The 23,250-nt window shown below is 70.9% G+C and carries 19 protein-coding genes; 11 read left to right on the plus strand and 8 right to left on the minus strand.

Annotation, left to right across the window (positions count from 1 at the left end; all coding sequences use genetic code 11):
* Nucleotides 1-13: 13 nt before the first annotated feature.
* The 4 genes from Pth03_RS26725 to Pth03_RS26740 all read left to right on the plus strand — a co-directional run bounded on the left by Pth03_RS26725 (nt 14) and on the right by Pth03_RS26740 (nt 7,551).
* Nucleotides 14-385: a hypothetical protein gene (locus tag Pth03_RS26725; RefSeq protein ID WP_203947146.1), complete on the plus strand. Its 372-nt coding sequence runs from the start codon at nt 14-16 to the stop codon at nt 383-385.
* On the plus strand, nt 382-690 hold the full coding sequence (locus tag Pth03_RS26730) for an MGMT family protein (protein ID WP_203947189.1): 309 nt from the start codon (nt 382-384) through the stop codon (nt 688-690). The genes Pth03_RS26725 and Pth03_RS26730 overlap by 4 nt, the downstream gene beginning before the upstream one ends.
* Before the next feature lie 347 nt (nt 691-1,037).
* Nucleotides 1,038-4,220 (plus strand): ATP-dependent helicase, encoded by a 3,183-nt coding sequence (locus Pth03_RS26735; protein ID WP_203947147.1) that lies wholly within the window; start codon nt 1,038-1,040, stop codon nt 4,218-4,220.
* 67 nt (nt 4,221-4,287) lie between these two features.
* Nucleotides 4,288-7,551 (plus strand): ATP-dependent helicase, encoded by a 3,264-nt coding sequence (locus tag Pth03_RS26740; protein WP_203947148.1) that lies wholly within the window; start codon nt 4,288-4,290, stop codon nt 7,549-7,551.
* A 35-nt stretch (nt 7,552-7,586) separates the two neighbouring features.
* On the opposite strand, the gene Pth03_RS26745 is transcribed toward Pth03_RS26740, so the two are convergent.
* Entirely contained in the window at nt 7,587-8,279 is a 693-nt protein-coding gene (locus Pth03_RS26745; protein ID WP_203947149.1) for a Uma2 family endonuclease, read from the minus strand.
* A gap of 169 nt (nt 8,280-8,448) precedes the next feature.
* Between Pth03_RS26745 and Pth03_RS26750 the strand changes: the two genes are divergently transcribed.
* Nucleotides 8,449-9,543: an alanine racemase gene (locus Pth03_RS26750; protein WP_239119387.1), complete on the plus strand. Its 1,095-nt coding sequence runs from the start codon at nt 8,449-8,451 to the stop codon at nt 9,541-9,543.
* On the opposite strand, the gene Pth03_RS26755 is transcribed toward Pth03_RS26750, so the two are convergent.
* The 3 genes from Pth03_RS26755 to Pth03_RS26765 form a co-directional block, all read right to left on the minus strand.
* Nucleotides 9,530-11,161 (minus strand): IucA/IucC family protein, encoded by a 1,632-nt coding sequence (locus tag Pth03_RS26755; protein ID WP_203947150.1) that lies wholly within the window; start codon nt 11,159-11,161, stop codon nt 9,530-9,532. The genes Pth03_RS26750 and Pth03_RS26755 overlap by 14 nt on opposite strands.
* A gap of 152 nt (nt 11,162-11,313) precedes the next feature.
* A complete protein-coding gene (locus tag Pth03_RS26760; protein WP_203947151.1) occupies nt 11,314-12,972 on the minus strand; it encodes an IucA/IucC family protein in 1,659 nt (552 codons plus the stop codon).
* Nucleotides 12,969-14,138 (minus strand): ATP-grasp domain-containing protein, encoded by a 1,170-nt coding sequence (locus tag Pth03_RS26765; RefSeq protein ID WP_203947152.1) that lies wholly within the window; start codon nt 14,136-14,138, stop codon nt 12,969-12,971. Before Pth03_RS26765 ends, Pth03_RS26760 begins: the two co-directional genes overlap by 4 nt.
* A 120-nt stretch (nt 14,139-14,258) precedes the next feature.
* Here Pth03_RS26765 and nudC point away from each other — a divergent pair, with 120 nt between their 5' ends.
* Entirely contained in the window at nt 14,259-15,161 is a 903-nt protein-coding gene (gene nudC, locus Pth03_RS26770; RefSeq protein ID WP_203947153.1) for an NAD(+) diphosphatase, read from the plus strand.
* Nucleotides 15,162-15,176: 15 nt separating this feature from the next.
* Here nudC and Pth03_RS26775 read toward each other — a convergent pair whose 3' ends face one another.
* Both Pth03_RS26775 and Pth03_RS26780 read right to left on the minus strand, forming a co-directional pair.
* Nucleotides 15,177-15,416, minus strand: coding sequence for a mycoredoxin (locus Pth03_RS26775; RefSeq protein ID WP_203947154.1), 240 nt, complete (start codon nt 15,414-15,416; stop codon nt 15,177-15,179).
* A gap of 98 nt (nt 15,417-15,514) precedes the next feature.
* Complete coding sequence (locus tag Pth03_RS26780; RefSeq protein WP_239119388.1) at nt 15,515-16,468, minus strand: alpha/beta hydrolase; 954 nt, start codon at nt 16,466-16,468, stop codon at nt 15,515-15,517.
* Nucleotides 16,469-16,584: 116 nt separating this feature from the next.
* Here Pth03_RS26780 and Pth03_RS26785 point away from each other — a divergent pair, with 116 nt between their 5' ends.
* The 5 genes from Pth03_RS26785 (at nt 16,585) to Pth03_RS26805 (ending at nt 20,593) form a co-directional block, all read left to right on the plus strand.
* On the plus strand, nt 16,585-18,630 hold the full coding sequence (locus Pth03_RS26785) for an ATP-dependent DNA helicase UvrD2 (RefSeq protein WP_239119389.1): 2,046 nt from the start codon (nt 16,585-16,587) through the stop codon (nt 18,628-18,630).
* A gap of 27 nt (nt 18,631-18,657) precedes the next feature.
* Nucleotides 18,658-19,542, plus strand: coding sequence for an acyl-CoA thioesterase II (gene tesB / locus Pth03_RS26790; protein ID WP_203947155.1), 885 nt, complete (start codon nt 18,658-18,660; stop codon nt 19,540-19,542).
* 138 nt (nt 19,543-19,680) lie between these two features.
* Nucleotides 19,681-19,974, plus strand: a complete 294-nt coding sequence (locus Pth03_RS26795; protein ID WP_203947156.1) for a hypothetical protein — start codon at nt 19,681-19,683, stop codon at nt 19,972-19,974.
* Between the two features lie 123 nt (nt 19,975-20,097).
* Nucleotides 20,098-20,361: a WhiB family transcriptional regulator gene (locus tag Pth03_RS26800; RefSeq protein ID WP_203947157.1), complete on the plus strand. Its 264-nt coding sequence runs from the start codon at nt 20,098-20,100 to the stop codon at nt 20,359-20,361.
* A 49-nt stretch (nt 20,362-20,410) separates the two neighbouring features.
* Nucleotides 20,411-20,593 (plus strand): hypothetical protein, encoded by a 183-nt coding sequence (locus Pth03_RS26805; RefSeq protein WP_203947196.1) that lies wholly within the window; start codon nt 20,411-20,413, stop codon nt 20,591-20,593.
* 151 nt (nt 20,594-20,744) lie between these two features.
* Here the strand turns inward: Pth03_RS26805 and Pth03_RS26810 are convergent, their stop codons facing one another.
* The gene (locus Pth03_RS26810) at nt 20,745-22,085 is read right to left on the minus strand and encodes an ABC1 kinase family protein (protein ID WP_203947158.1); all 1,341 of its coding nucleotides are present in this window, start codon (nt 22,083-22,085) and stop codon (nt 20,745-20,747) included.
* Nucleotides 22,082-23,155 (minus strand): ThiF family adenylyltransferase, encoded by a 1,074-nt coding sequence (locus Pth03_RS26815; RefSeq protein WP_203947159.1) that lies wholly within the window; start codon nt 23,153-23,155, stop codon nt 22,082-22,084. The genes Pth03_RS26810 and Pth03_RS26815 overlap by 4 nt, the downstream gene beginning before the upstream one ends.
* Nucleotides 23,156-23,250 lie beyond the last annotated feature (95 nt).

Here is a 23,250-nt window from a genome sequence, read left to right on the forward strand (position 1 = left end):
AAGGTCGCGCCTCATGGGGTACGAGTTGCGCGTAGAGCGTGAAGCACCGCTCGCCTACGCCGAACTCGCGAGCGTGATCTCGGCCGACGCCGAATTCGAGCTGCGCGGGTCGCAGGAGACCGGCGAGCTCGTCGCATTGCACGCGAACTCAGCGCATCGAGTGGCGACCTGGTCGGGCAAGCTGGCCTGTCAGCCGGCGTCGGACTGGCAGGTGGCACAGCTGGCCCGCCTCGCCGACATGCTCGGCGCACGGCTGGTCGGCGAGGACGGCGAGGCCTACATCGTCAAGGACGGCATCGTCGAGCAGATCAGCGGCTCGGCGACCTACGAGTTCGGCAAGCTCGAGCAGATCATCGCCGCCGGGCCCATCGAGTGGAGCAACTGACGACCACCCGCGGAGAACCCACGCCGTACGCCGAGCGCGTGCTGGACGTGGTCGAGCGCATCCCGCCGGGCAAGGTCATGTCCTACGGGGACGTGGCGGAGTTCCTCGGCGAGGGCGGCCCCCGCCAGGTCGGCAGGGTCATGGCCCTTTGGGGCGGCGCCGTACCGTGGTGGCGCGTGATCAGGGCCGACGGCTCGGCGGCCGACGGTCTCCAGAGCGAGTGCCTCGCCCACTGGCGTGAGGAGAGCACACCCCTCAGGGGAACCAGGGTGGACATGCGTAAAGCCCGCTGGGACGGTGTTTGATGGCGTTCGCTCCGCGCGCGCGGGCTCGGGGCGCCTTGAGGCCGAGTCTTCCCTCGTCGTTCGGGGTCGCTCGTTCCTCGCTTCCCGCTCACTCCTCAGTCCAGACCCGGCCGCGCCCCTCGCAGTGGTGAGACTCACACAGAAGCGGCAAGTCTTCCCTCGTTTCTGGGCCACACGTGTTCGCGAGGGCGCGGCCGTGACTGGACTGAGGAACGCCCGCAGCGAGGAACGAGCGAGGACGTGACGAGGGAAGGATCGGCCTTTAAGCGCCCGAGCCCGCGCGAGCGGAGCGAGCGCAAATGAAACACTGCACGATCTACCCCGGTGTTCTGGTGGAATTCTGAGTTGTGAGTGCTCAGACTTACCGTTTGGTCCGCCGAGACGGGGTGAGCCGTCCGGCTCCCGTCCTGGACGAGAACCAGAGGGCCGTCGTCGAGCACGGCAGCGGTCCACTGCTCGTGTTGGCGGGACCCGGCACCGGCAAGACCACGACAATCGTCGAAACCGTCGTCGACAGGATCGAGCGCAGGGGCCTCGACCCCGAACGGGTGCTCGTCCTCACCTTCAGCCGTAAGGCCGCCGGTGAGCTGCGTGAGCGCATCACCGGGCGCATGCGCAGGACCACCAGGACTCCTCTCGCCCTGACATTCCACAGCTACGCCTACGCGCTGCTGCGCCGCGAGGCCGTGCTCGCCGGCGATCCGCCGCCCCGCCTGCTGACCGGCCCCGAGCAGCTGCTGGAGATCCGCAGGCTTCTGCACGGCGAGCTGGAGGACGGGGCGGAGCGCTGGCCGGACCGCATGCGGGAACTGCTCAAGACCCGTGGGTTCGCCGAGGAGTTGCGCGACTTCCTGTCCCGGGCAGCCGAGCGCGGCCTGGACGGCGACGCGCTGGTCGAGCTCGGCCGTATGCACGGCAGGGCGGACTGGGAGGCGGCCGGGTGGTTCTCCCACCGCTACCAGGACAGGTTCGACCTCGACCCGGTGCCTTCGCTCGACTACGCCGAACTGATCCGCGAGGCCGCCGGCCTGCTGACCCTCGGCGAAGTGAGGGACCGTGAGCGCGAGGCCTACGACCTGGTGCTCGTGGACGAGTACCAGGACACCGACCCGGCCCAGGAGTTCCTGCTCCAGCAGCTCGCCGGGGACGGCAGGGACCTGATCGCGGTCGGCGACCCCGACCAGTCCATCTACGGCTTCCGCGGCGCGGACGTGCAGGCCATCATGCGGTTCCCGGAGAGATTCAAGACGACCGGTGGCGAGGAGGCCCCGGTGGTCGCGCTCGGCGTCTGCCGCAGAAGCGGCCCCGAGCTTCTGGAGGCGTCCCGCCGGGTCGCCTCCCGCCTGCCCGCCGGCGGGCATCGCGGGCTGGTGCCGCTCGACGATGCGGAGTCCGGCGAGGTCAGCGTGTTGCTGGCCGACAGCGACACTCAGGAGGCCGCCGTGGTGGCCGACGCGCTGCGCAGGGCCCACCTGCTCGACGGCGTGCCCTGGTCGCGGATGGCGGTCCTCGTCCGCAGCGCCACCCGGCAGCTCCCGCCGCTGCGCCGGGCGCTCATCGCGGCCGGCGTGCCCGTGGTCGTGGCCGGTGACGAGTTGCCGCTGGTCCAGGAGCCGGGCGTGCGGCCGCTGATCACGTTGTTGAAGGTTGCCGTGCAGCCGTCGTCCCTCGACGTGCCGACGGCCGAGGAGTTGCTGACCGGCGCCCTCGGCGGCACCGACATGATCGGGGTCCGCCGCCTCCGGCGTGCCCTGCGCGTCGCCGAGCGCGAGGCCGTCGAGAAGCGGGAGGCCGACGACGGACAGGCGATGCTGCCGCTGCCTGCCCGGTCGTCCGACGAGATGCTCGTCGCCGCGATCGGCGACGCCCGCGAGCTGGTCAACGTCGAGCCGCACGTCGCCGCTCCGGCCGAGCGAGTCGCCCGCCTGCTGAAGATCGCACGCGAAGCCGTACGGCACGGCCGCGGAGCGGAGGAGGCGCTGTGGGACATCTGGCAGGCGAGCGGCCTGGCCGACCGGTGGACGGAGACCAGCCTCGGCGGAGGCTCGCGAGGGGCGCAGGCCGATCGCGACCTCGACGGCGTCGTCGCGTTGTTCGACCACGCGGCCCGCTTCACCGACCGGCTGCCCAAGGCCGGCGTGGCGGTGTTCCTCGACGACCTCACCTCGCAGGAGATCGCCGGTGACACCCTCGCCGAGCAGGCTCCCGAGGGCGACGCCGTACGGATCCTGACCGCCCACCGGTCCAAGGGGCTGGAGTGGGACGTGGTGGTGGTCGCAGGCGTCCAGGAGGGCGTCTGGCCCGACCTGCGCCTGCGCGGGTCGCTGCTCGGCGCGGAGGAGCTCGTCGAGCTGTCGGCGGGCATCGCTCTGGACGGCACACAGGCGGCCGCGGCGTCGCTGGTGTCCAAGCTGCTTGCCGAGGAGCGGCGGCTCTTCTACGTCGCGGTCACCCGGGCCCGGCGCAAGCTGATCGTCACCGCCGTGGGAGGCGAGGACACCGACGAGCGGCCCTCCCGGTTCCTCAACGAGCTGCTGCCCGGCGGGATCGAGGCGGCCACCGTCGACGACCGGGCGCGCTGGCTGAACATGTCCGCGCTGGTCGCCGACCTGCGAGCGGCGGTGTGCGACACGTCGCGATCCGAGCACATGCGCCGTGAGGCCGCCGGGCATCTCGCCAGGCTGGCCCGTGCCGGAGTGCCCGGCGCGAGCCCGCACGACTGGTACGCCCTGACGACGTTGTCCGACGACCGGCCGCTCGGCTGGCCGGACGACATCGTCCGCATCTCGCCGTCGGCGGTGGAGAGCTTCACCAAGTGCGGGCTGCGCTGGGTGCTGGAGACGGCGGTCGGGACCGGAGGCTCCGGGGTCGCGCAAAGCCTCGGCTCGGTCATCCACGCCATAGCCGTGCTGGCGGCCGAGGACGGCGCCGACCTGATGGGGCGGCTCGACGACGTGTGGGACGAGTTCGACTTCGGCGGGGTGTGGTTCAACCGCAAGCAGCGCAAGGTCGCCGAGCAGATGATCGAGCGGTTCGTGCGGTGGCACGAGAACAACGAACGCGACCTCGTGGCGCAGGAGGAGTCGTTCACCGCGGTGGTCTCCGAGGGCGTGCAGATCAAGGGCCGCGTCGACCGGGTGGAGCGCGACGGCGACGGCCGCGCCGTGATCATCGACATCAAGACCGGAGGGTCCAAGCCGAAGGAGGACGAGCTCGACCGGCATCCCCAGCTGGGGGTGTACCAGCTGGCCACGGCGCTCGGGGCGTTCAAGCGGCACGGGCTGGCCGAGCCGGGAGGCGCCTCGCTCGTGCAGGTCGGCAAGGCGGCGGGCGCGTCGTCCGAGGCCAAGGAGCAGGTGCAGCGGGCGCTGGCCGACGATTCCGACCCCGGCTGGGCCAGGGACCTGGTCGACACGGTCGCCAAGGGCATGGCCGAGAAGGTGTTCGTGGCCACGGTCAACGACGGGTGCCGCACCTGCGCGGCCAAGCTCGTCTGCCCGGTCAACGACAACGGGGGACAGGTGTGCTGAGCAGACACAAGACTGACGTGTCGGCCGTACGGGCAGCGCAGGAGTGCGATGTCCGTACGATGTTCAGATGCTGAGCCCCGCGGAACTCGCCGGAAAGCTCGGCATCCTCCCGCCCACGCCCGAGCAGGCGGCCGTCATCGACGCGCCCCTGGAACCGGCGGTGGTCGTCGCAGGCGCGGGGTCGGGCAAGAGCGAGACCATGGCGGGGCGGGTCGTCTGGCTGGTGGCCAACGGGCTCGCACGCCCCGAGCAGATCCTGGGACTCACCTTCACGAGGAAGGCCGCGGCCGAGCTGGCCGAGCGTGTGCGCAAGCGGCTGGAAGGCCTGGCCGCCGCCGGGCTGGTCGAGCGGGAGGCGCTCGACGCGGAACCGACGATCTCGACCTATCACGCCTACGCCGCCCGCCTCGTCACCGACCACGCCCTGCGTGAGGGGCTGGAGCCGACCATGAGGCTGGTCACGCCCGCCGTCGCCTGGCAGATGGCCGCCCGGGTCGTCGGACAGTACGACGGCCCGATGGACAAGGTGGACCTCGGCCCGCCGAGCGTCACCGCCGCCGTGCTCGAACTGGCCGGGGAGATGGCCGAGCATCTGCGCGGCCCCGCCGAGGTGCGCGAGGTCGGCGACTGGCTCAGGGAACGGCTCGCCGCCCTTCCGGGCAGGACGACCCAGGCTCAGCAACGCCCGGTCAAGGTCCAGGCCGTCAGGGAGCAGCTGCTGCCTCTGGCCGAGGCCTACGAACGATTCAAGCGCGCCAGGGAGGTCATCGACTACGGCGACCAGATGGCGCTAGCCGCGCGGATCGCGTCGCGGCACCCCGAGGTGGGGGTGTCGGAGCGCGGCCGGTTCTCCGTCGTGCTGCTCGACGAATACCAGGACACCAGCCACGCGCAACTCGTCTTGCTGCGCGCGTTGTTCGGTGGCGGCCACCCGGTGACGGCCGTGGGCGACCCGTGCCAGTCGATCTACGGCTGGCGGGGAGCCTCGGCGGGCAACCTGTCGAGATTCCCTTCGGACTTCCCGACCACGGCGGGCGATCCCGCGCGTGTGCGCCGGTTGTCGGTCAGCTTCAGGAACGGTGAGCGGGTGCTCAACGTCGCGGCCGCCCTGCAGGGACCGCTCCGGCAGGAGGCGGGGGACGTGCCCGTGCTCGTGCCCGGCGTGAACAGGGCGGGGCGGGGCCGCGTGATGTGCGCCTTCCACCGGACCGCCGAAGACGAGGCCAGATGGGTCGCGCAGCAGGTGGCCGACGTGCTCAAGGCCGATTCCGCGCCTGACGGCCTGCCCTGGGGCGAGGGTGAGCGTCCGCGGTGGGGCGGTGCCGTACGCCCGCAGGACGTCGCGGTCCTCGCTCGCAAGCGCTCGCAGTTCCCCGTGCTTCGCAAGGAGCTGGAGGCGCTGGGCATCCCGGTCGAGGTGGTAGGCCTGGGCGGCCTGCTCACCGTGCCGGAGGTCGCCGACATCGTCGCGACCCTGCGCGTGCTGTACGACCCCACGGCCGGGGACGCCCTCGTACGGCTGCTCGCCGGGCCGCGCTGGCGGATCGGCGCCGCCGACCTGAAGGTGCTCGGAGACCTCGCCCGCGAGCTCAACCACGAGTTCCACGGCGGGCCGCGCCCGGACGACCCGCTCGACCAGGTCGTCGCCGACATGGCGGAAGAGCGCGGCAGCCTGATCGACGCGCTCGACGAGCTGCCCGACCGCGACGGGTGGCTGGAGGCGTTCTCGCCTCCGGCCCGTGTGCGGATGCCCGCGCTGGCGCTCGAACTGCGCCTGCTGCGATCGCACGCGGGACAACCGCTGCCCGACCTCATCGGGGAGGTCGAGCGCAGACTCGGGCTCGACATCGAGGTGGCCGCGCGGGGCGGGAGCCCGCTGGCGGCCCGCGCCGACCTGGACGCCTTCCAGGACGCGGCGGCCAGATTCGCGGGCGACTCGGAAGACCCCACACTGGGGGCCTTCCTCGCCTATCTGAAGGCGGCGGAGACCGAGGAGTTCGGTCTGGAGGCCGGGCGGGTCGGCGACACCAACAGCGTCAAGCTCATGACCGTGCACGCGTCGAAGGGCCTGGAGTGGCCGGTCGTCGTCGTGCCCGGCCTGTCGCAGCTCACCACGCAGAAGGGCGGGCTCGCCCGGGGCAGCGTCTTTCCCGCCACGCCGGTGACCAACTCGCGGTGGACCGAGAACCCGCGCAAGCTGCCCTACCCCCTGCGTGGTGACAAGTCGGATCTGCCGGTTCTCGCGGGCCTGGACAAGGACGCGCTGGCCGACTTCGACGAGCGGTGCAGAGACCGCGACCTGCTGGAGGAGCGGCGCCTCGCCTACGTCGCAGTCACCCGGGCGCACTACCTGCTGATCGCCTCCGGCTACCGGTGGGGCACCTCGTCGAAGCCGCTGGAGCCGTCCGACTTCCTCAGGGAGATCCGGGAGGCAGGCGCGCACGTCGTCGGGTGGGACGAGGACGCCGGCGGGGAGAATCCCCTGCTCGCCGAGTCGGCGCGAAAGGATTGGCCGGTCGTCTCCGTGCGGGACGCCGTGCTCGACGGCGCCCTCCTCGTGGAGGAGGCACTGGTCGCCCAACTCCGCGGCGAAAGCCGTACGGACGTCACGCCTGTGGGCGGGGCCGAGCTGCGCGAGCGCGACCGCGAACGCCTGCGGGCCTGGGCGCGCGACACCGACCTGCTGCTTCGCGAGCGTGAGGCGAACCGGTGGCGGGCCGGAGGATCCGTGGAGCTGCCCGCGCGCCTGACGGTGTCGTCGCTGGTCACGCTCGCCTCCGACCCCGCGGCCTTCGCGCGGCAGGTGCGGCGGCCGGTGCCCCGCAAACCCGCGCCGCTGGCCCGGCGGGGCACCGCGTTCCATCGCTGGCTGGAGACGCGCTGGGGCCAGCAGCGGCTGCTCGACGACTTCGACCTGCCGGGAGCCTCCGACGAGCCGTCGGAGGCCGAGGTCGAGCTGTCCGAACTGCAGGAGCGGTTCGAGGAGAGCGAATGGGCGGGGCGGGAGCCGCTCGACCTGGAGGTGCCGTTCGAGACCGTGATCGCCGACCGTCTGCTGCGGGGGCGGATGGACGCGGTCTTCCGGGAAGGCGACGGGTACGTGGTCGTCGACTGGAAGACCGGCGAACGGCTGCGCGGCAGGGCGGGGGAGAACGCCTCGGTGCAGCTGGCCGCCTACCGCCTCGCCTGGGCCGAGCTGGCGGGTGTGCCGGTGGAGAAGGTCGGAGCGGCCTTCCACTACGTCCGGTCGAACGAGACCGTGCGCCCCGTGGACCTGCTCGGAGCCGACGGCCTCAAGGCCGTGATCGAACGCATCCCCTCAGCCGAGTGAGCAAGGCCCGGCCTTCCGGACCGGGCCTTGCGACGTCACTCGAAGAGCGCGTTCGTGTCGAGATCCATCGTGAACGGCTCGGGCAGGCTCAGGGGCCGGCCCACCGCGACCGTGACGACCCGCTGGTACGGCTCTCGCATGTCATTCACCGCGAGGTCCTTCAACGGTTCACTCATCAAAGTGACCGTCTCCGGTGCCGTCAGCGGGTCGACGATGAGAAGGAGCGGCACCCCGGCGCGGGCATATTCGAGGGGTTTCTCATCCCAGTCGACCGCACGTGTGCCACCTGAGCACACTTCGGCGACCAGCAGAGCGCTGTGGCCGTAGATGTGCATGTCGTCGTATTGCTCCGCGTCTCTGGGCGCGACCATGAGATCCGGGAGTCGCATGTCCGGATACGGAGGAATGTGTACGCCCCAGTTCGAATGAATGATCCACCCGTTCGCCCGCGCGACATCGAAAATCTGATTCAGCAGATTGAACGTCGTGTTCGACTGCCTGCGGTTGATCTTCGGGCTCACGACGACCCGGCTTCCGGAGATCTCCGCCGTGTAACCGGCGTCGTTGAGTTCCTGAGCGAACCGCACGATCGTGCCGGTCTCATCGATGTCCTCTTCAGGCGTTCCCGGCTCGATGTCCTCTTCGGGCGTTTCAGGCTCGATGTCCGCCTGCTGTACAGCGGGGGCGTGGTCGTCGCGGCGATGCCGGGTGGGCCTGGTGAGCGCCATGTCGTCGCCATCCTCTCGGTCTCCCTTGTGTTTGATCCTACGGGTGGTGGCCGGGCCGCGACGGAACGTAACAGAATGCGATCGAGGGCGGCAGCCCCCGTGCAGGCGCCGGGTGGAGACACGTCCCTCGACGGTGGAGAGTTCTGCTCTGAGGGAGAAGACCGCCTACGTGATCGGAGACGCTGACGTGAGCACGCCGTACGGGCACGCCGCCTGGAGCACCGAGCTGCCCGCCTACGTGTACGACCTGGCCGGGCTGGACGCCCACGTGGCGACCGTGCGGGAGGCGCTGGACGGCGTCGAGCTCTACTACGCGGTCAAGGCCAACCCCGACCCGGAGCTGCTGCGGGTGCTCGCACCGTACGTGGACGGCTTCGAGGTCTCCTCCGGGGGCGAGCTCGCGCACGTGCGCGAGCTGTTCCCGGACGCACCGGTGGCGCTCGGCGGGCCCGGCAAGACCGACGCGGAGTTGTTCGCCGACGTGACCCGGCTGCACGTCGAAAGCCCGTCCGAACTGCGCCGCCTGCTCGCGTCCGGACGGCCCGCCGACGTGCTGCTGCGCGCCAATCTCGACCTTCCGATCGGTGGGGCGTCCCTGGTCATGGGCGGCGGTGCGACGCCGTTCGGCATGGACCCCGCGGACATCGCCGAGTGCATGGACCTGCTCGAACGGCAGGACGCGGTGCGGCTGCGCGGGCTGCACGCCCACCTGGCCAGCGGGCTCGACGCGCCCCGGTTGCTGGAGCTCGCCGCGGACGTGCTCGATTTCGCACGCCGCCTCGGCTTCACGGAGGTCAACCTCGGCGGCGGCATGGCGGTCTCGTACGCCGACCCGGAGGAGATCTTCGACTGGCACGCGTACGGCAAGGGCCTGGCGGGCCTGCGCCGTCCAGGAGAGGTGTTGCGGGTGGAGCCGGGCCGGTCGCTGACTGTGTACTGCGGCAGGTACGTGACCCAGGTCATCGACGTCAAGCGGGTGCACGGCGAGCTGTTCGCGGTCGTCGCGGGCGGCACCCACCATCTGAGGACGCCGGCCACGAAAGGCCACGACCAGCCGCTCGCCGGCGGGGAGCCCGGCGAGCCGATCACCATCGTCGGCCAGCTCTGCACTCCGAAGGACGTGCTCGCCCGCGGGGTGCCGGTGCGCCTGGAGGTGGGGGACGTCGTCGAGTTCGCGATGGCCGGGGCGTACGCGTGGAACATCTCCCACCACGACTTTCTGATGCACCCCAAGCCGGGCTTCCACTACATCAGGGGCGCGTGAACGGGCTGGCCACGCTGACATATCCGGCCGCCCGGTCGGCCGCACGCGCCCACCGCACCGCGAGGTTGGCCTTGGCGGGCAGGGGAGCGCCGTCCAGCAGGCGGCCGAGCGGCTCCGGCCTGCCGTACCGCTCGGCGTGTTCCTCCAGCGCCTTCCGGGCCGCCGCCCACAGGTCGGGCAGGGGCGCGCCGGTCTCCGCGAGGGTCGCGGCGACCTCGGCGAGGTGGTTGACCATCAGGCAGTAGACGACCCGGTTCCAGCCGCGCCCGGCCTCGTATGTCATCGCCTCGCCGACACGTGCGGGCAGGCCCGACAGGTCGTGGCGGCCGGCGACGAGCTTGGTGCCCTCCAGGTCGCGGAACATCACCTCGACGGGCAGGCCCGTGCTGTCGACGCCGACGAGCACGTTCTGCACGTGGGGTTCCAGCACGACCCCGTGCGCGAAATACGCCTCCAGCACCGGCGGGGCCACCCGCTCCACGTACGCCTTCCACCAGCCGAGCGGGTCCTCCTGGCGGTGCGTGCGCACGGCTTGCGGCACCCCGTCGCTCCCGGGGACGGCGAGCGCGCCCGCGAGCAGCGGCGTCACCCCTGGGCCGCACACCTGCCAGGGTCCTTCGCGGACGATGACCCCCAGCGCCTCCAGCAGGCGGGTGCCGAGCGCCGCCGAGCGGGAGCCGGGCTCGGGCAGCCATCCCGTCCCCGGGAACCGCATGGCCAGACGGTCGAATACGGGCCGCAACCGGCGCGTCAGCTCGACCGCTCCGGCCAGCTCGTACCACGCGTTCTTGCGCACGCAGTTGGTGATGCGCACGTCCAGGCTGAGCTTGAGGCAGTTGCCGGTGACGGGTTCGTAGACCGTGCGCACCGACGACGTGGGCGTCACCGGGTGTGTGTACCCGAGGTCGATCAGCCGCCCGTCGGCGAGCGGTTCGCGCAGCTCGGCTGCGAGCAGGTCGGCCTGCCACGGGTGCGCGGGCAGGAGCGTGTAACCGGGCGGCGCGGCGCCGAGTGCGTCGAGCGCCGTCGCGTCGCCGTGCGTGGACACGAGGTCGGCGCGTACGGCGAGCAGGCGCAGGGGGAACCGCGCGTGTGCCTCGGGTGCGTGGAGGGTCAGCGCCGGCCCGGTGTGCGCCTTGGGCGACGGATGGAACGGGTGCCCGCTCACGAGCGCGTGCTCGGAGGCCAGCCACGGGTCGCGGGGCGGCGTGGCCCGCGCGCGGGCGGTGAGGAGCGCCGCCACGGCGTCACGGCTCGCGGCCACCTGCGCGGCGAACTCGTCGTTGCCGTCGTACGGCTCGCGCGGGTGGGGCGCGGTGTCCTCGTCCTGCTCGACGTCCTTGAGCTCCGCCGCCGCCAGCTCGACGAGCAGCTCCGAGGTCAGAGGCCGCCACGTGTCGTCATCCAGCCACTCGGCCGGCCCCTCGAAGCGCAGCGCGATCCCACCCGCGGCGCGGACCCGGATCGTGGTGCCCGCGACGCGCAGCAGCGTGTACGGCCCGGCCGTGGTGAGCCGGCCGCGTGGCCCGCACAATTCCCGGGCGCAACACCGCAGCAGGGCGCCGAGCGTGGCCTCTTCGGCCATGGCGAGATGCGGGTCGAGCAGGAGGCCGTCCATGGGTTGATGTGCCCCTTTGCATGATCACGATTGACTGGCGGGCAGGTCGGAGAGGGTGCGGGCGAACTTCTGCATGATCACGATCGGAGGATGCGCAGGTCAGGCGGGACGCCGGCGAACTTCTGCATGATCACGGGGAAAGGGGGGGCTGATCACGGGGAAAGGCGGAGGTAGTTGGGGCCGGTGACGCCGTAGAACTTGTTGACGTCACGCGCTCCGGTCCGGCTCTTGTCGACGAGGGTTCCCGCGACCACCATCGACTTGCCGACCAGCCGGGCCGAGTCGAGGGTCCTGGACCGCAGGAGCCGGGCCATCGGGTCGTCGCCGTAGGGCTCCAGGGCGGCTTCCAGCTCTTCCCTGAGCAACGCGGACGCCGCCTCCGGGCCGAGGGCGGGGAAGGCGATCGCCGCCGCGGCCAGGTGAAGCGTGATGGTCACGAAGACGTCGGCCAGCGCGTGCGGGTCGTCGGTGAGCATGCGCCGGTCGGCGAAGGCCGGCACGTCCAGCCCGGCCCGGCGCAACACGCTCGGTGAAATGAGCAGTCCGTCGTTGTCCTTCACGAGCAGCCGCATGGGCCCGTCTCCGAACACCAGCGACAGGTTCTGCTGGTGGGCCTCCAACGCGATGCCGTACCGCACGAACAGGCCCACGTTCCACGTCAGCAACGTCGTGAGGTGGTCGCGCAGCAGGGCCAGGCGGTCGCCCCCGTAGAAGCGGCGGGCGAGGTCGTCCAGCACCAGCCGGGCGGCCTGCCGCGGGCTCGTTTCCGCCGCGGGCCCTGGTTCCTGCGGGGGCCATGGTGCGAGCAGCGCGGCGAGGGGCACGATCTCGCCCTCCGGCAGGTCGCGGATCATCCAGCCGAGGTATTCGTGCCCGGCATGGCCGTAGGCCTGTTCGCCGGCGAGCAGGACGCGCGCCCCGGGGCTGGACGACACAGGCTCACGCGTGAGCACCCGCCGAAGGAGCGACTCGGCCAGCGCGCCGTCCCTGAGCGTGTCCGGCTTGATCGAGCGGCGGTTGCGCAGCCCAAGCGTGCTGGTCGCGAGCGGCAGCTTGAGGTGGGTGCCGTCGGCGACCTCGACCGTGCGCATGGACAGGGTCGGCCGTACGGTGAGGTACGGCTTGCGCCCCATGACCACGTCCGGAACGCCGACGACCACGGGCACGCTCAGCGGGTGGACCGGCAGCGTCCGGTGTGTGCCCGCCAGCTCCGACAGCCCTATGTCGCCGGTCTCCGGCCACCAGTCCGGCGGCGGCGCGGACGCCGTGACCCTGTCGCGGGGCACCGCCGCCCAGGCCAGGTCGAATGCGGGGGCGAACTCGGGCGCGTGGGCCAGCAGGTCGCTGTCCGACAGGCCGAGGCGGCAGCGGGACGTCGGATAGACGGGATGGTCCACGCCCGCCGCCAGCGTCTCGTAGAAGACGAGCGAACGCTCCCGGCCGAGCAACCGGGCCGCCACCTCGGCCCGGTGCCGGTCGTGCAGCCACAGCGCCGCCAGGGCCTCTCGGCACTCCCGGGCGAAGGCGTCGACCCCGTCCGCGTCGGCGGGATCGCAGATCTCCGCGAGCGTGTCCAGGACCTCGGCCAGCCGCAACCTTCCGTTGGAGGATGCGGTGCGGCGGTCGGCTACGGAGAAGTCCTGGAAGGGGGAGCCCGGCGCGAGCCGCACCCTCCTGCCGGAGGCGAGGACCACGGCGACGCCGTCCTTGCCGCTGGTGAGCCGGGAGGCGATCCGGCCGTAGTCCTCGCGGAGCAGCGCGTCGAGCACCCGGGCCGCCAGGTATGCCTCGTCGCCGGACGCCTCGGTCACGCGACGACCCACGGTTCGCGCGCGCGGAAGTCGTCGACGGCGGCGTCCACGCGGGCCCGGTCGGGGCCGACCGCACGGACGACGCCGAGGTAGTCGCGGTTCGTATGGGTGATCTCGACCCGGTCGCCGGCCGCGCGCAGCGGTTTGTGCCAGATGCGCACGCCGTCGCCGGTGGTGTCCGACGACTCCGGGGGCGCGGAGACGACGACGCCGGGCCGATCGGCGACGAGGCTGACCGCCGCCCCGAACCGCTCCTGCCCGGCAGGCCCTCCGAGCGTGTCCAGGGGTTCGCCCGCGTGCATGCGCAGGATCCACTCGAACAGGGGAACGTCCAGGATGTCGGCCATCAGGAGGTCGCAGTTGTCGCCGATCACCCGGTAGTTGATCTCGACGATGCGGGGGCCGTCGCTCGTGACGACGTATTCCGTGTGGCAGGCCCCGAATCCGATTCCCACGGCGTCCAGCGCGGCGGTCACGTGCACGGAGTATTCGTCGGGGCTTTCGCCGGGCGACGCCCAGTCGAGGCGTTCCTCGATGAAATGCGGCAGCGGGCCCAGCGTCGTGCGGAAGCCGCCGAGCACGCGCAGCGCCCTGCCGTCCCCCAGCGTCTCGAGGGTGTGCAGAGGCCCGTCCAGGAACTCCTCGACGACCAGCACGTCGCTCGGCCGCCGCTTCCTGATCCCGGCCACCGCCACGGCCAGCTCGTGCCCGTCCGTCACGAACACGACGTCTTCGCTGGCCACGCCCATCGCCGGTTTCACCACGGCCGGGTACGGCAGGCCGGGCGGGGGCTCGGCCCCGGGCGGCAGCCGTACCGACCTGACGGTCTCGACGGCGGCGAGGCGGCGGCGCGTCAGCGACTTGTTCTTGGCGGTCGCGCACGCGCGCCAGTCTTTGGCGGGCAGGTCGAAGTAGGCGGCGGCCAGCGCCGTCTCTGTCTGGAGATGGTCGGAATTGGAGAACACGACGTCGGGGCGGTGATGGCCGGCGATGGCGTCGATCACCGCGCGGGCGTCGCGCACATCCGTCTCGATCGCCTCGTGCCCCGGGTAGGCGTCCGGCCGGTCCGTCAGCACGGTGACGTCCCAGCCGAGCGCGGCGGCGGCGGGCAGGAAGCCGTCGGTCACCGAGTCAGTCGGATTGAGGGCCGTGAGGTACAGCCGCACGCATCCTCCATAGGTAAGCCTAACCTAACTCGTGCATCCTAGTGGTGGCGAGATCGATCCGGGTGGGAATCCGCACCACCGGCACGGCGTTGCCTGAGGCACTCGTGGAAGGATGACGCCGTGGAAATCTCGGAAGGTCTGCTCGGTCCTTTGCTGCTCGCGCGAAACACCGTCGACCGGTCCGCGGCGCTCCGGGGCGACGAGGAATGGCTGGCCCGGTCGTGGGCGGCCGAGAAGACCCGGGTGCTGGTGATCGACGGCGGCCAGACCGTCATCCGCAGGTTCACCGACGGCGCGGCCGTCGCTCTCTATTCGCCGCTGGAGGCCCCATCGGGCCCGCGCTATCTGCTCGGGGTGGACCTCGACGGCGTGGCGTATTACGCGGTCCAGGCTCCCCTCCCCGAAGGCGAGGCCGCAGGGCTGAGGCAGGTGGGCGCCCTGCTCGACGACCGCGACGCCGGGCTGCTCGTCTACGCGGTCGCCCTGGAGGCCTGGCACGCGACGCACGAGTTCTGCCCGCGCTGCGGGAGCCGTACGACGATCACGGCCTCGGGTCACATGCGGACCTGCCCGAAGGACGGGAGCCAGCACTTCCCCCGGGTCGACCCGGCGGTGATCATGCTCATTCACGACGACGACGACCGTGTGCTGCTCGGCCGGGGGCCGGAGTGGCCGAAGGGCCGCATGTCCGTGCTCGCGGGGTTCGTCGAGCCGGGGGAGTCGCTGGAGCACGCCGTGATGAGGGAGGTCATGGAAGAGGTGGGCGTGGCTGTTACGGCGCCCCGTTACATGGGCAGCCAGCCGTGGCCGTTCCCCCGCAGCCTCATGCTCGGCTTCATCGCACGCGCCACCACCACCGAGATCCACCGGGACCCGGCCGAGATCGCCGAGGCCCGGTGGTTTTCGAGGGACGAGCTCCACGCCCACGTCGAGGCCGGCACGCTGCGCCTGCCCGGCCAGGTCTCCATCGCCCGCAGGCTCATCGAGACGTGGTACGGCGAGCCCATCCCCGGCGACTGGTGACGGCGGAGCCCGCGCTCAGCACGCTCCCTGGAGGTGGCGCTTCACCTCGGCGACGGACGGGTTCGTCATCGTGTGGCAGTCGGTCACGACCGTCGGGACGACCTGGTTGCCGTTGTTGACGCTCATCACGAACTCGGCGGCGTCCGGGTGCCGCTCGATGTCGATCTCGCTGTAGGCGATCCCCTCTCGGGTCAGCTGGCTCTTGAGCCGCTTACAGGGGCCGCACCAGCTGGTTGTGTAGACCGTGAGCGACATGGTCGTCCTTTCATGCGCGGATCATTCCCGAACGCGAGCAATCATGGGAAACACGGCGAATCCCGGTGATGTTCCCGGCTTCTCCGTAAGCACAGCGGTCACCGGTCCGCGGTGACCCTCGCCGCGATCCACGAATAGACCGCCTGCGCCACACCAGGCTCGCGATACAGCGGCGCGCTGTGCGCCGTGCCCGGCTTGACCATGATGCGCATCGGCACGCCGACGCTCTCAAGCGCCCGCTTGAGCAGTTCGCTCTGGTACGGCGGGACGAACTCGTCCTTGGAGTGCACGGTGAACATGGGTGCGTCCTTCGGCGACACGTGCTCGGCCACCTCCATGCTCGACCAGGTGCCGGGGCACTCGGTGGGCCCGCAGCCGCCGGCCAGTTTGATCGCGGTGCTGCGCAGCTTGCGCTGGTCGTTGGTCCCGCCGGCGTCACCGTCGGCGAACGCGGTGAGCGGCGAGATCACCGGTGACACGCCGACGACGCCCCGCAGCCCGGGCAGCCCGTTCTCGTAGGTGGCGACCGCCGCCGCGATCTGGCCGCCCGCGGAGAACCCCACGATCACATATCTGCCGGGATCGGTGTTGTAATGAGCGGCGATTTTGCGCATCTCGGAGATCGCCGACAGCGTGTCGGTGCGCTGGGCCGGCCAGGCCGCCTCGCCGGAGAGGCGGTAGTCGATGTTGGCCACCGTGTACCCGAGGCGGGCGAAGTTCCTGGAGATGGTGGTCATGGTCTTCTTGTCGCCGCCCGACCACCAGCCGCCGTGGATGACGACGATCGCCGGCCGGGGGGCACCGCTCGTGTGCCACCACATGTCCATGCGCTGGTGGACGTGCTTGCCGTATGCGACGGTGCGGCGCTTGATGTCCGTGCTCGACGGCGTGACCGAGGCGGGGTGCGCCTGGGCGTGCGCCTGCGAGGCGGACGGCGAGGGGGTGGGGCGCCGCCCCGAACCGGTCGAAGTCCCGGTGCCCGAGGGGATCAGCGACAGAAGGGCGAGGGCCACTGCTCCGGCACCGATGGCCGCGCCCACCGCTATCCTCACGGGCTGATTCCTCCCCGTCGGCACCGTGCCGCAGACCCCGGTCTCAGGACACGCCGGGCCGGCTGCTGGAAGGATGATGCCAGTACATCCGTCCGCAACGCATATTGGGAGCCCATTTGGACGTCCTCGAGGGCCTTGATCCCGAACAGCGTGAAGTGGCGCAGGCGGTGCGCGGCCCCGTGTGCGTGCTCGCCGGTGCGGGCACGGGCAAGACGCGGGCCATCACGCACCGCATCGCCTACGCCGTGCAGAGCGGGATCGTCGAGCCGCAGGGCGTGCTCGCGGTGACCTTCACCACTCGGGCCGCGGCGGAGCTCAGGCAGCGTCTGCGCCTCCTCGGCGCCCCCGGCGTGCAGGCCCGCACCTTCCACGCGGCGGCGCTGCGCCAGCTCAGCTACTTCTGGCCCCGCGTCATCGGCGGCGAACCGCCCCAGGTGATCGAGTCGAAGCTGCCGCTGCTGATCGAGGCGTGCCGCCGCATGCGGAGGAACCCCGACCGAGGCGAGCTGAGGGACGTCGCGAGCGAGATCGAGTGGGCGAAGGTCACGCAGATCGCCCCCGAGGACTATCCGGGAGCGGCCGTGAAGGCCCGCCGTACGCCGCCGATCGCCCCCGAGGAGGTCGCCCGGCTGTACGAGGGCTACGAGACCCTGCGCCGCGAGCGCAACCTGATCGACTTCGAGACCATCCTCGAGCTGACGGCGGCGGTGATGGCGGAGCACCGCGAGGTCGCCGGGCAGATCCGCCAGCAGTACCGCTACTTCGTCGTGGACGAGTTCCAGGACGTCAACCCGTTGCAGAAGCTGCTGCTCGACACCTGGCTCGGCGGGCGCGACGACCTGTGCGTCGTCGGCGACCCCAACCAGACGATCTACTCCTTCACCGGGGCGACCCCGCACTACCTGACCAACTTCGCCGTCGAGCACCCGTCGGCCACCGTGATCAGGCTGGTCCGCGACTACCGATCGACCCCGCAGGTGGTCTCGCTGGCCAACCGGGTCATCTCCCGGTCGGTCCACCGGCTCGAACTGGTCGCGCAGCGGCCCGACGGGCCCGAGCCCGTCTTCACCGAATACGACGACGAGCCCGCCGAGGCGCTCGGAGTCGCCCTGACGATCAAGAAGCTCATGGCCGACGGCGTGCCCACCCGCCAGATCGCGGTGCTGTTCCGGATCAACGCCCAGTCGGAGGCGTACGAGCAGGCGTTCACCGAGGCGGGCGTGCCGTACCTGCTGCGCGGCGCGGAGCGGTTCTTCGAGCGTCCCGAGGTGCGGCAGGCCGTCGTCCTGCTGCGCGGGGCGGCGCGGTCGGGAGGCGACGAGGAGCCGCTGGCCCCCGGAGTGCACGCCATCCTGTCCGGTATCGGGCTGACCGCCGAACCGCCCGGCGGCGGTAAGGCCAGGGAGAAGTGGGAGTCGCTCAAGGCACTCGCCGATCTGGCGGAGGACATGGGCGCCGAAGGCGCCGACCTGACCGCCTTCGTCGCCGAGCTGGAGAGAAGGGCGCTGGAGCAGCACGCCCCGCCCGTCGAGGGGGTGACGCTCGCCTCTCTGCACGCCGCCAAGGGCCTGGAATGGGACGCGGTCTTCCTCGTCGGCCTCACCGAGGGCATGGTGCCGATCATCTACGCCGAGACGCCGGAGCAGGTGGAGGAGGAACGCCGCCTGCTCTACGTCGGGATCACCCGGGCCCGCGAGCACCTGCACCTGTCCTGGGCGCTGGCCCGCTCGCCCGGAGGCCGCCGCTCCCGCAGGCCGTCCCGCTTCCTCGACGGGCTCTCGCCGCGCACCACGGGCGCACCCCGGGTGGAACGCCCGGCAGGCGGCAAGAAGGCGGCCGCCCCCCTGCACTGCCGCATCTGCGGCAAGACCCTGACCGTCGCCGCCGAGCAGAAACTGGGCCGCTGCGCGACCTGTCCGGCCGACTACGACGAGGCCCTGCTGGACAGCCTCAAGGCCTGGCGGACGGCGGCGGCAAAGGAGGCGAAGGTGCCCGCCTACGTCGTGTTCACCGACGTGACGCTCCAGGCGATCGCCGAGCGGGTTCCGACGTCGGAGGAAGACCTGCTCACCATCGCCGGGATCGGGCGCGTCAAACTCGAGCGGTACGGCCAAGCGGTTCTGGACCTCTGCCGTGCCACCACTAGTGTCACCGACGAGTAATGATTTCCCCCATGTGATGGAGGCCCCGTGAACTCGGCGCTCAAGGAGGTGCTGGATCTGCTCGACCTGGAGCAGATCGAGCTGGACATTTTCCGGGGCCGCAGCCCCGAGGAGCGCATTCAGCGGGTCTTCGGCGGTCAGGTGGCCGCCCAGGCGCTCGTCGCGGCCGGCCGTACGGTGGCCTCCGACCGCATGGTGCACTCGCTGCACGCCTACTTCATCAGGCCCGGCGACCCCGCGATCCCCATCGTCTACAACGTCGAGCGCGTCCGCGACGGCCGGTCGTTCACGACGCGGCGCGTCGTGGCGATCCAGCACGGCAAAGCGATCTTCACGATGTCGGTGTCGTTCCACATCCACGAGGAAGGGATCTCTCACCAGGCGGTGACCATGCCGCAGGTGCCGCCTCCCGACGAGCTCCCGACCTTCCAGGAGCGCATGCTCACCGTCGTCGGCGACGAGCCGATGTGGCGCGACTGGCTGTCGCGGCCCCGCCCGGTCGACGCGCGGTACGTCAACGCGCTGACCTGGGAGGCGCAGAAGGACCCGAGCCTGATCACCGCGAAGAACCAGGTGTGGTTCCGCTACGACGCCGACCTGCCCGACGACCCCCTGCTGCACGTCGTGCTGGCGGCCTACGCCTCCGACTTCACGCTGGTCGACACGGTGCTGCTCGCCCACGGCCTGGCCTGGGGCTCGTCTAACGTGCGCGGGGCCTCCCTCGACCACGCCATGTGGTTCCACCGCCCCTTCCGCGTCGACGACTGGCTCCTGTACGCCCAGGAGTCGCCGTGGTCCGGAGGGGCCCGTGGGCTCGCCCGCGGGGAGATGTTCACGCCCTCAGGAGACCTGGCGGTGTCCGTGGTTCAGGAGTGCATGATCCGCGTTAGCGAAGATGTCATGAATCCGTGAAAATCGCAGGTAGAAAATAGGTTGCCCGCCCCTGCGGTTCGCGTTTAGGGTCATGACTGATCTCATCAGTCATGAGGTCGTCGCTCCAGCGGCTGGACGGTCCGTCCGGTTGATCGTATGAGAACGGAGGTGAGTCACGTGGAGAACATCGTCGTCTTCTTTGGCGTCGCGTGGCTCGCTTGCGCGTTCCTGGCCGCCGCTGTCGTGCAGTCGAAACTGACGGGCGAATCGGCTCTCCCTGCCCTGGCTTCGGGAGTCGAGAAGCCTGGCACGTCAGCCCGCGGCACGCTCGCCGCCCTCGCCAGCCTCGGCGCCTCCGCCTATGGCCGTATCCGCGTGGATCGGCCGATGGGCAATGACCAGCAGACCGACCACACCCCTGGTGGTGTGCGGGGTCCGCGATATGCCTGGAGAGAACCGGTCACAACCTGACCGGTCTCCACTCTCCAGGCCGCGGATCCGCACAGGATCCGCGGCCTTCTTGTTTGTCCGGCCACGTTTCCGCCCGCCACGAGGACCAACCCAGACCGAACCAATCCAAAGAAGGTGACGCAGATGGCGGCCCCGGTCATGGACCTGATCGAAGCCGAAATCCCCTGCCGTACCGAGCCCGACCTGTGGTTCGCCGAGTCTCCCGACGACGTCGAGTTCGCCAAGGCGCTCTGCGGAGGCTGCCCGATCCAGAAGGCCTGCCTGGCCCGCGCGCTGGAGCGCGAGGAGCCGTGGGGCGTCTGGGGCGGCGAGCTCATCCTGCGGGGGGTCGTCGTTCCCCGCAAGCGCCCCCGGGGACGTCCCCGGAAGTCCCCCGTCGCCGCCTGAGCACGGCAAGAACCACATTCAACGCAGAACATCGAAAGGAACCACCGGAATGAACATCTCTCCGAGCGCCCTGTCGTGTCTCACCCAAGAACTGGTTCACGAGCGAATACGAACCCTCCACGCGGAAGCGGAGGAGGAGCGGCTCGCCAGCCGGATCAACAGCGTACGTAAGGCGCAGCGGCGGATGGAGCGTGCTTCCCGCCGGCTCAGCGAAGCGCTGTCGCGCGTGTGAGGCAGACGCACTGTCGTGCGTGTGAGAACGACACATGAGGGCCCTCGCCCGACCGGGCGGGGGCCTTCGCCCTGTTTCCGCGCGCCCTGATTAAGGGCGGCCTGTTTCCGCTGGTTAAGGGCGGCCTGTTTGCGTATTTAACGGCGGCGGGTCAGGCGACGGTGCGGGCGGGGCCCTGGTCGGGGTCCTCGTCGGCGAAACCGGGCACCCAGCGGATCACCTCGTCGCGAAAGCGGGCGGTGGTACCGAGCTGGCACAACACGCCGATCCCCGCGGCGTGCACCCGGTGGATCAACACGTAGGAGGGCGGGAGGTTGAGCTGGCGCACGACGTTGTTCGGGCGCAGGTCGGTGACCGCCAGCGCCTGATGCCTCAGCCACTCCCGTGTGAAGGTGAACTCCTCGACCTGGGTGGGTTCGATGTAGGGGGCGAGGAACGCACGGAGCGCGTCGGTGTCCACCTCGATGTGCGGCCGGATGAAGCCCTCCTCGCGCAGGCCGCGCACGACCGAGTCCATGTCGCCCTGGTTGAAGATGCGCGTCAGGGCGCCGAACGCGGCGGGATAGCCGTCGGGCAGCCGGTTGACGGCTCCGAAGTCGAGCACGCCCAGGCGCCCGTCCTCCATCACCCGGAAGTTGCCGGGGTGCGGATCGGCGTGCAGGAGCCCCACACGCGCGGGGGAACAGAACAGGAACCTGACCAGTTGCAGGCCGGCCCGGTCGCGATCCTCCTGCGAACCCGCAGAGATGATCTTGGACAGGGGTGTGCCGGTCATCCATTCGGTGACCAGGATCTGCTCGTTGGCCGCGACCACGTCGGGCACGACGAAATCCGGATCGTCCCTGAACTCCTCGGCGAACGCGTGCTGGGCCTCGGCCTCTTTGAGGTAGTCGAGTTCCTCGGCCACCCGCTCCTTGAGCTCGTTGAGCAGCGGCTTGATGTCCAGGCCCGGCAGCAGCGCGCCGAAGAGCTTGGCGAGCCGGGACAGCTGCGTGAAGTCGGACAGCAGCGCCTTCCCCGCCCCCGGATACTGGACCTTCACGGCGACCGTGCGCCCGTCGTGCCACACGGCCCGATGCACCTGGCCGATCGACGCGGCGGCCGTGGGCTCGTCGTCGAACTCCAGGAAGTTCTCCCGCCAGTCGTCGCCGAGTTGCTCGGTGAGCACACGATGCACGGTCGCGGCGGGCAGTGGAGGCGCGGCGTCCTGCAATCTGGTCAGGGTCGCCCGGTACGGCTCGGTCAGCTCCGGCGGCAGGGCCGCCTCGAAGATCGACAGGGCCTGGCCGAGTTTCATCGCCCCACCCTTGAGCTCGCCGAGCACCTTGAAGATCTGGTCGGCCGTGCGCTGCTGTATCTCCCGGGCGACGATCTCTGCGGAGGCTCCGCCGAGCCGTCTGCCCAGTCCTATGGCGGTCCGTCCGGCGAACCCGAGCGGGAGTGCGGCCAGCTTGGCCGAACGGGTCACAGCACGGTGGGGAAGGTCGCTCACGCGACCATTGTTAGCGAATTTGGGTCGTTTCGACCACATTGACATTCAGAATGACGTTCCCAGACCCGCCGGCGCAGATGCCCTCCAGGCAGGATGTCGAGCACGCCCTCCTGCACGTCAGCCCCTTCCAGATAGGCGATCGCGTGCGCCGCCGCCTGCGCCGCGACCAGTGACGACGCGACGGTGTCGCAGGCGATTTCTCCCACCGGATAACCGCCGAGCCGTGCCATGAGGGCCGGCCACGAGGGGTCGCGGTCGCGCCGCCGCAGATCAAGGCAGCGCAGGCAGGCCGTCACGCCGGGGATCACCAATGGCCCCACCGCCCCGCACCCCTCGAAGGCCGTGGCGAGAAGATGCGGGATCTCCTCCTCGCCGAGTTCGCGCACGAGCACCGGATCGAGCGGGCCCACGGGCGCCAGCACGACGAGATCGGGACGTGCACCGTGATCGCTCAGGCGCGAGGCGGCCCGGCCCGGCCAGGCGTTGACGCTGGGCGCGATCTCGCGTGCCGCTGCGACCGCCCCCTCGTCGCGGGCCTGCCCGACATGGCACCAGCCGAGCCCGCCGGGCACCACGTCCTCGTGCCGTGCCGTACCGGAATCGACGACGCACAGGTGGCCGACGCCCGCGGCGGCGAGCAGGACGGCGACCTGCGCGCCCACCCGGCCCGCGCCGTATACGCGGACGTGGGCGGACCCGCGCCGCCGCATGACCGCCATTCCGCCGTCTCCCACCCCGGCCGCCCCTAGCGAGACGACCTCCATGTCGGGGCGCAGCCGCTCCCGCTCGGCCCGGGTCAGGTGCGCGATCGGCCGCGGCCGTACGGCTGCGTCGTCGAGCACGCCGCGTTCCACCAGCAGGGAGATCACCTCGCGGGCCGACGCCTCGTCGAGATCGCTCTCGGCGAGCGCCTGCCGCAGCGTGCGGGTGCCGTCGAGGCTGTCGATCAGTCGCCGCACTGCGGGCTCCACACCGGACAGCAGGATCGCCCGCTGCGGGTGCACACCGAGCTGAACGGTGCCGCGGTCACGGTCGACGCGGCGCAGGCCGGGTTTGAGGCGAGGTCTCATATTCGCCAGACCTTGCCATATGCCTCCCCGGGTGAGGCCGGAAACTTCGCGCTTGTGGATAATTACCGGGGTGATTGTGGCTGGTGAACTCCGAG

Origin of the sequence: Planotetraspora thailandica (assembly GCF_016863335.1) — a bacterium.
In the GTDB taxonomy this organism is placed as follows: domain Bacteria; phylum Actinomycetota; class Actinomycetes; order Streptosporangiales; family Streptosporangiaceae; genus Planotetraspora; species Planotetraspora thailandica.

Excerpts from the sequence above, each read along its gene's own strand:
- Pth03_RS26815 (WP_203947159.1), bottom strand. The coding sequence starts at position 23,155 with ATGAGACCTCGCCTCAAACCCGGCCTGCGCCGCGTCGACCGTGACCGC.
- Pth03_RS26725 (WP_203947146.1), top strand. The coding sequence starts at position 14 with ATGGGGTACGAGTTGCGCGTAGAGCGTGAAGCACCGCTCGCCTACGCC.
- Pth03_RS26775 (WP_203947154.1), bottom strand. The coding sequence starts at position 15,416 with ATGTCGCTCACGGTCTACACAACCAGCTGGTGCGGCCCCTGTAAGCGG.
- Pth03_RS26805 (WP_203947196.1), top strand. The coding sequence starts at position 20,411 with ATGAACATCTCTCCGAGCGCCCTGTCGTGTCTCACCCAAGAACTGGTT.
- Pth03_RS26745 (WP_203947149.1), bottom strand. The coding sequence starts at position 8,279 with ATGGCGCTCACCAGGCCCACCCGGCATCGCCGCGACGACCACGCCCCC.
- Pth03_RS26740 (WP_203947148.1), top strand. The coding sequence starts at position 4,288 with ATGCTGAGCCCCGCGGAACTCGCCGGAAAGCTCGGCATCCTCCCGCCC.
- Pth03_RS26800 (WP_203947157.1), top strand. The coding sequence starts at position 20,098 with ATGGCGGCCCCGGTCATGGACCTGATCGAAGCCGAAATCCCCTGCCGT.
- Pth03_RS26755 (WP_203947150.1), bottom strand. The coding sequence starts at position 11,161 with ATGGACGGCCTCCTGCTCGACCCGCATCTCGCCATGGCCGAAGAGGCC.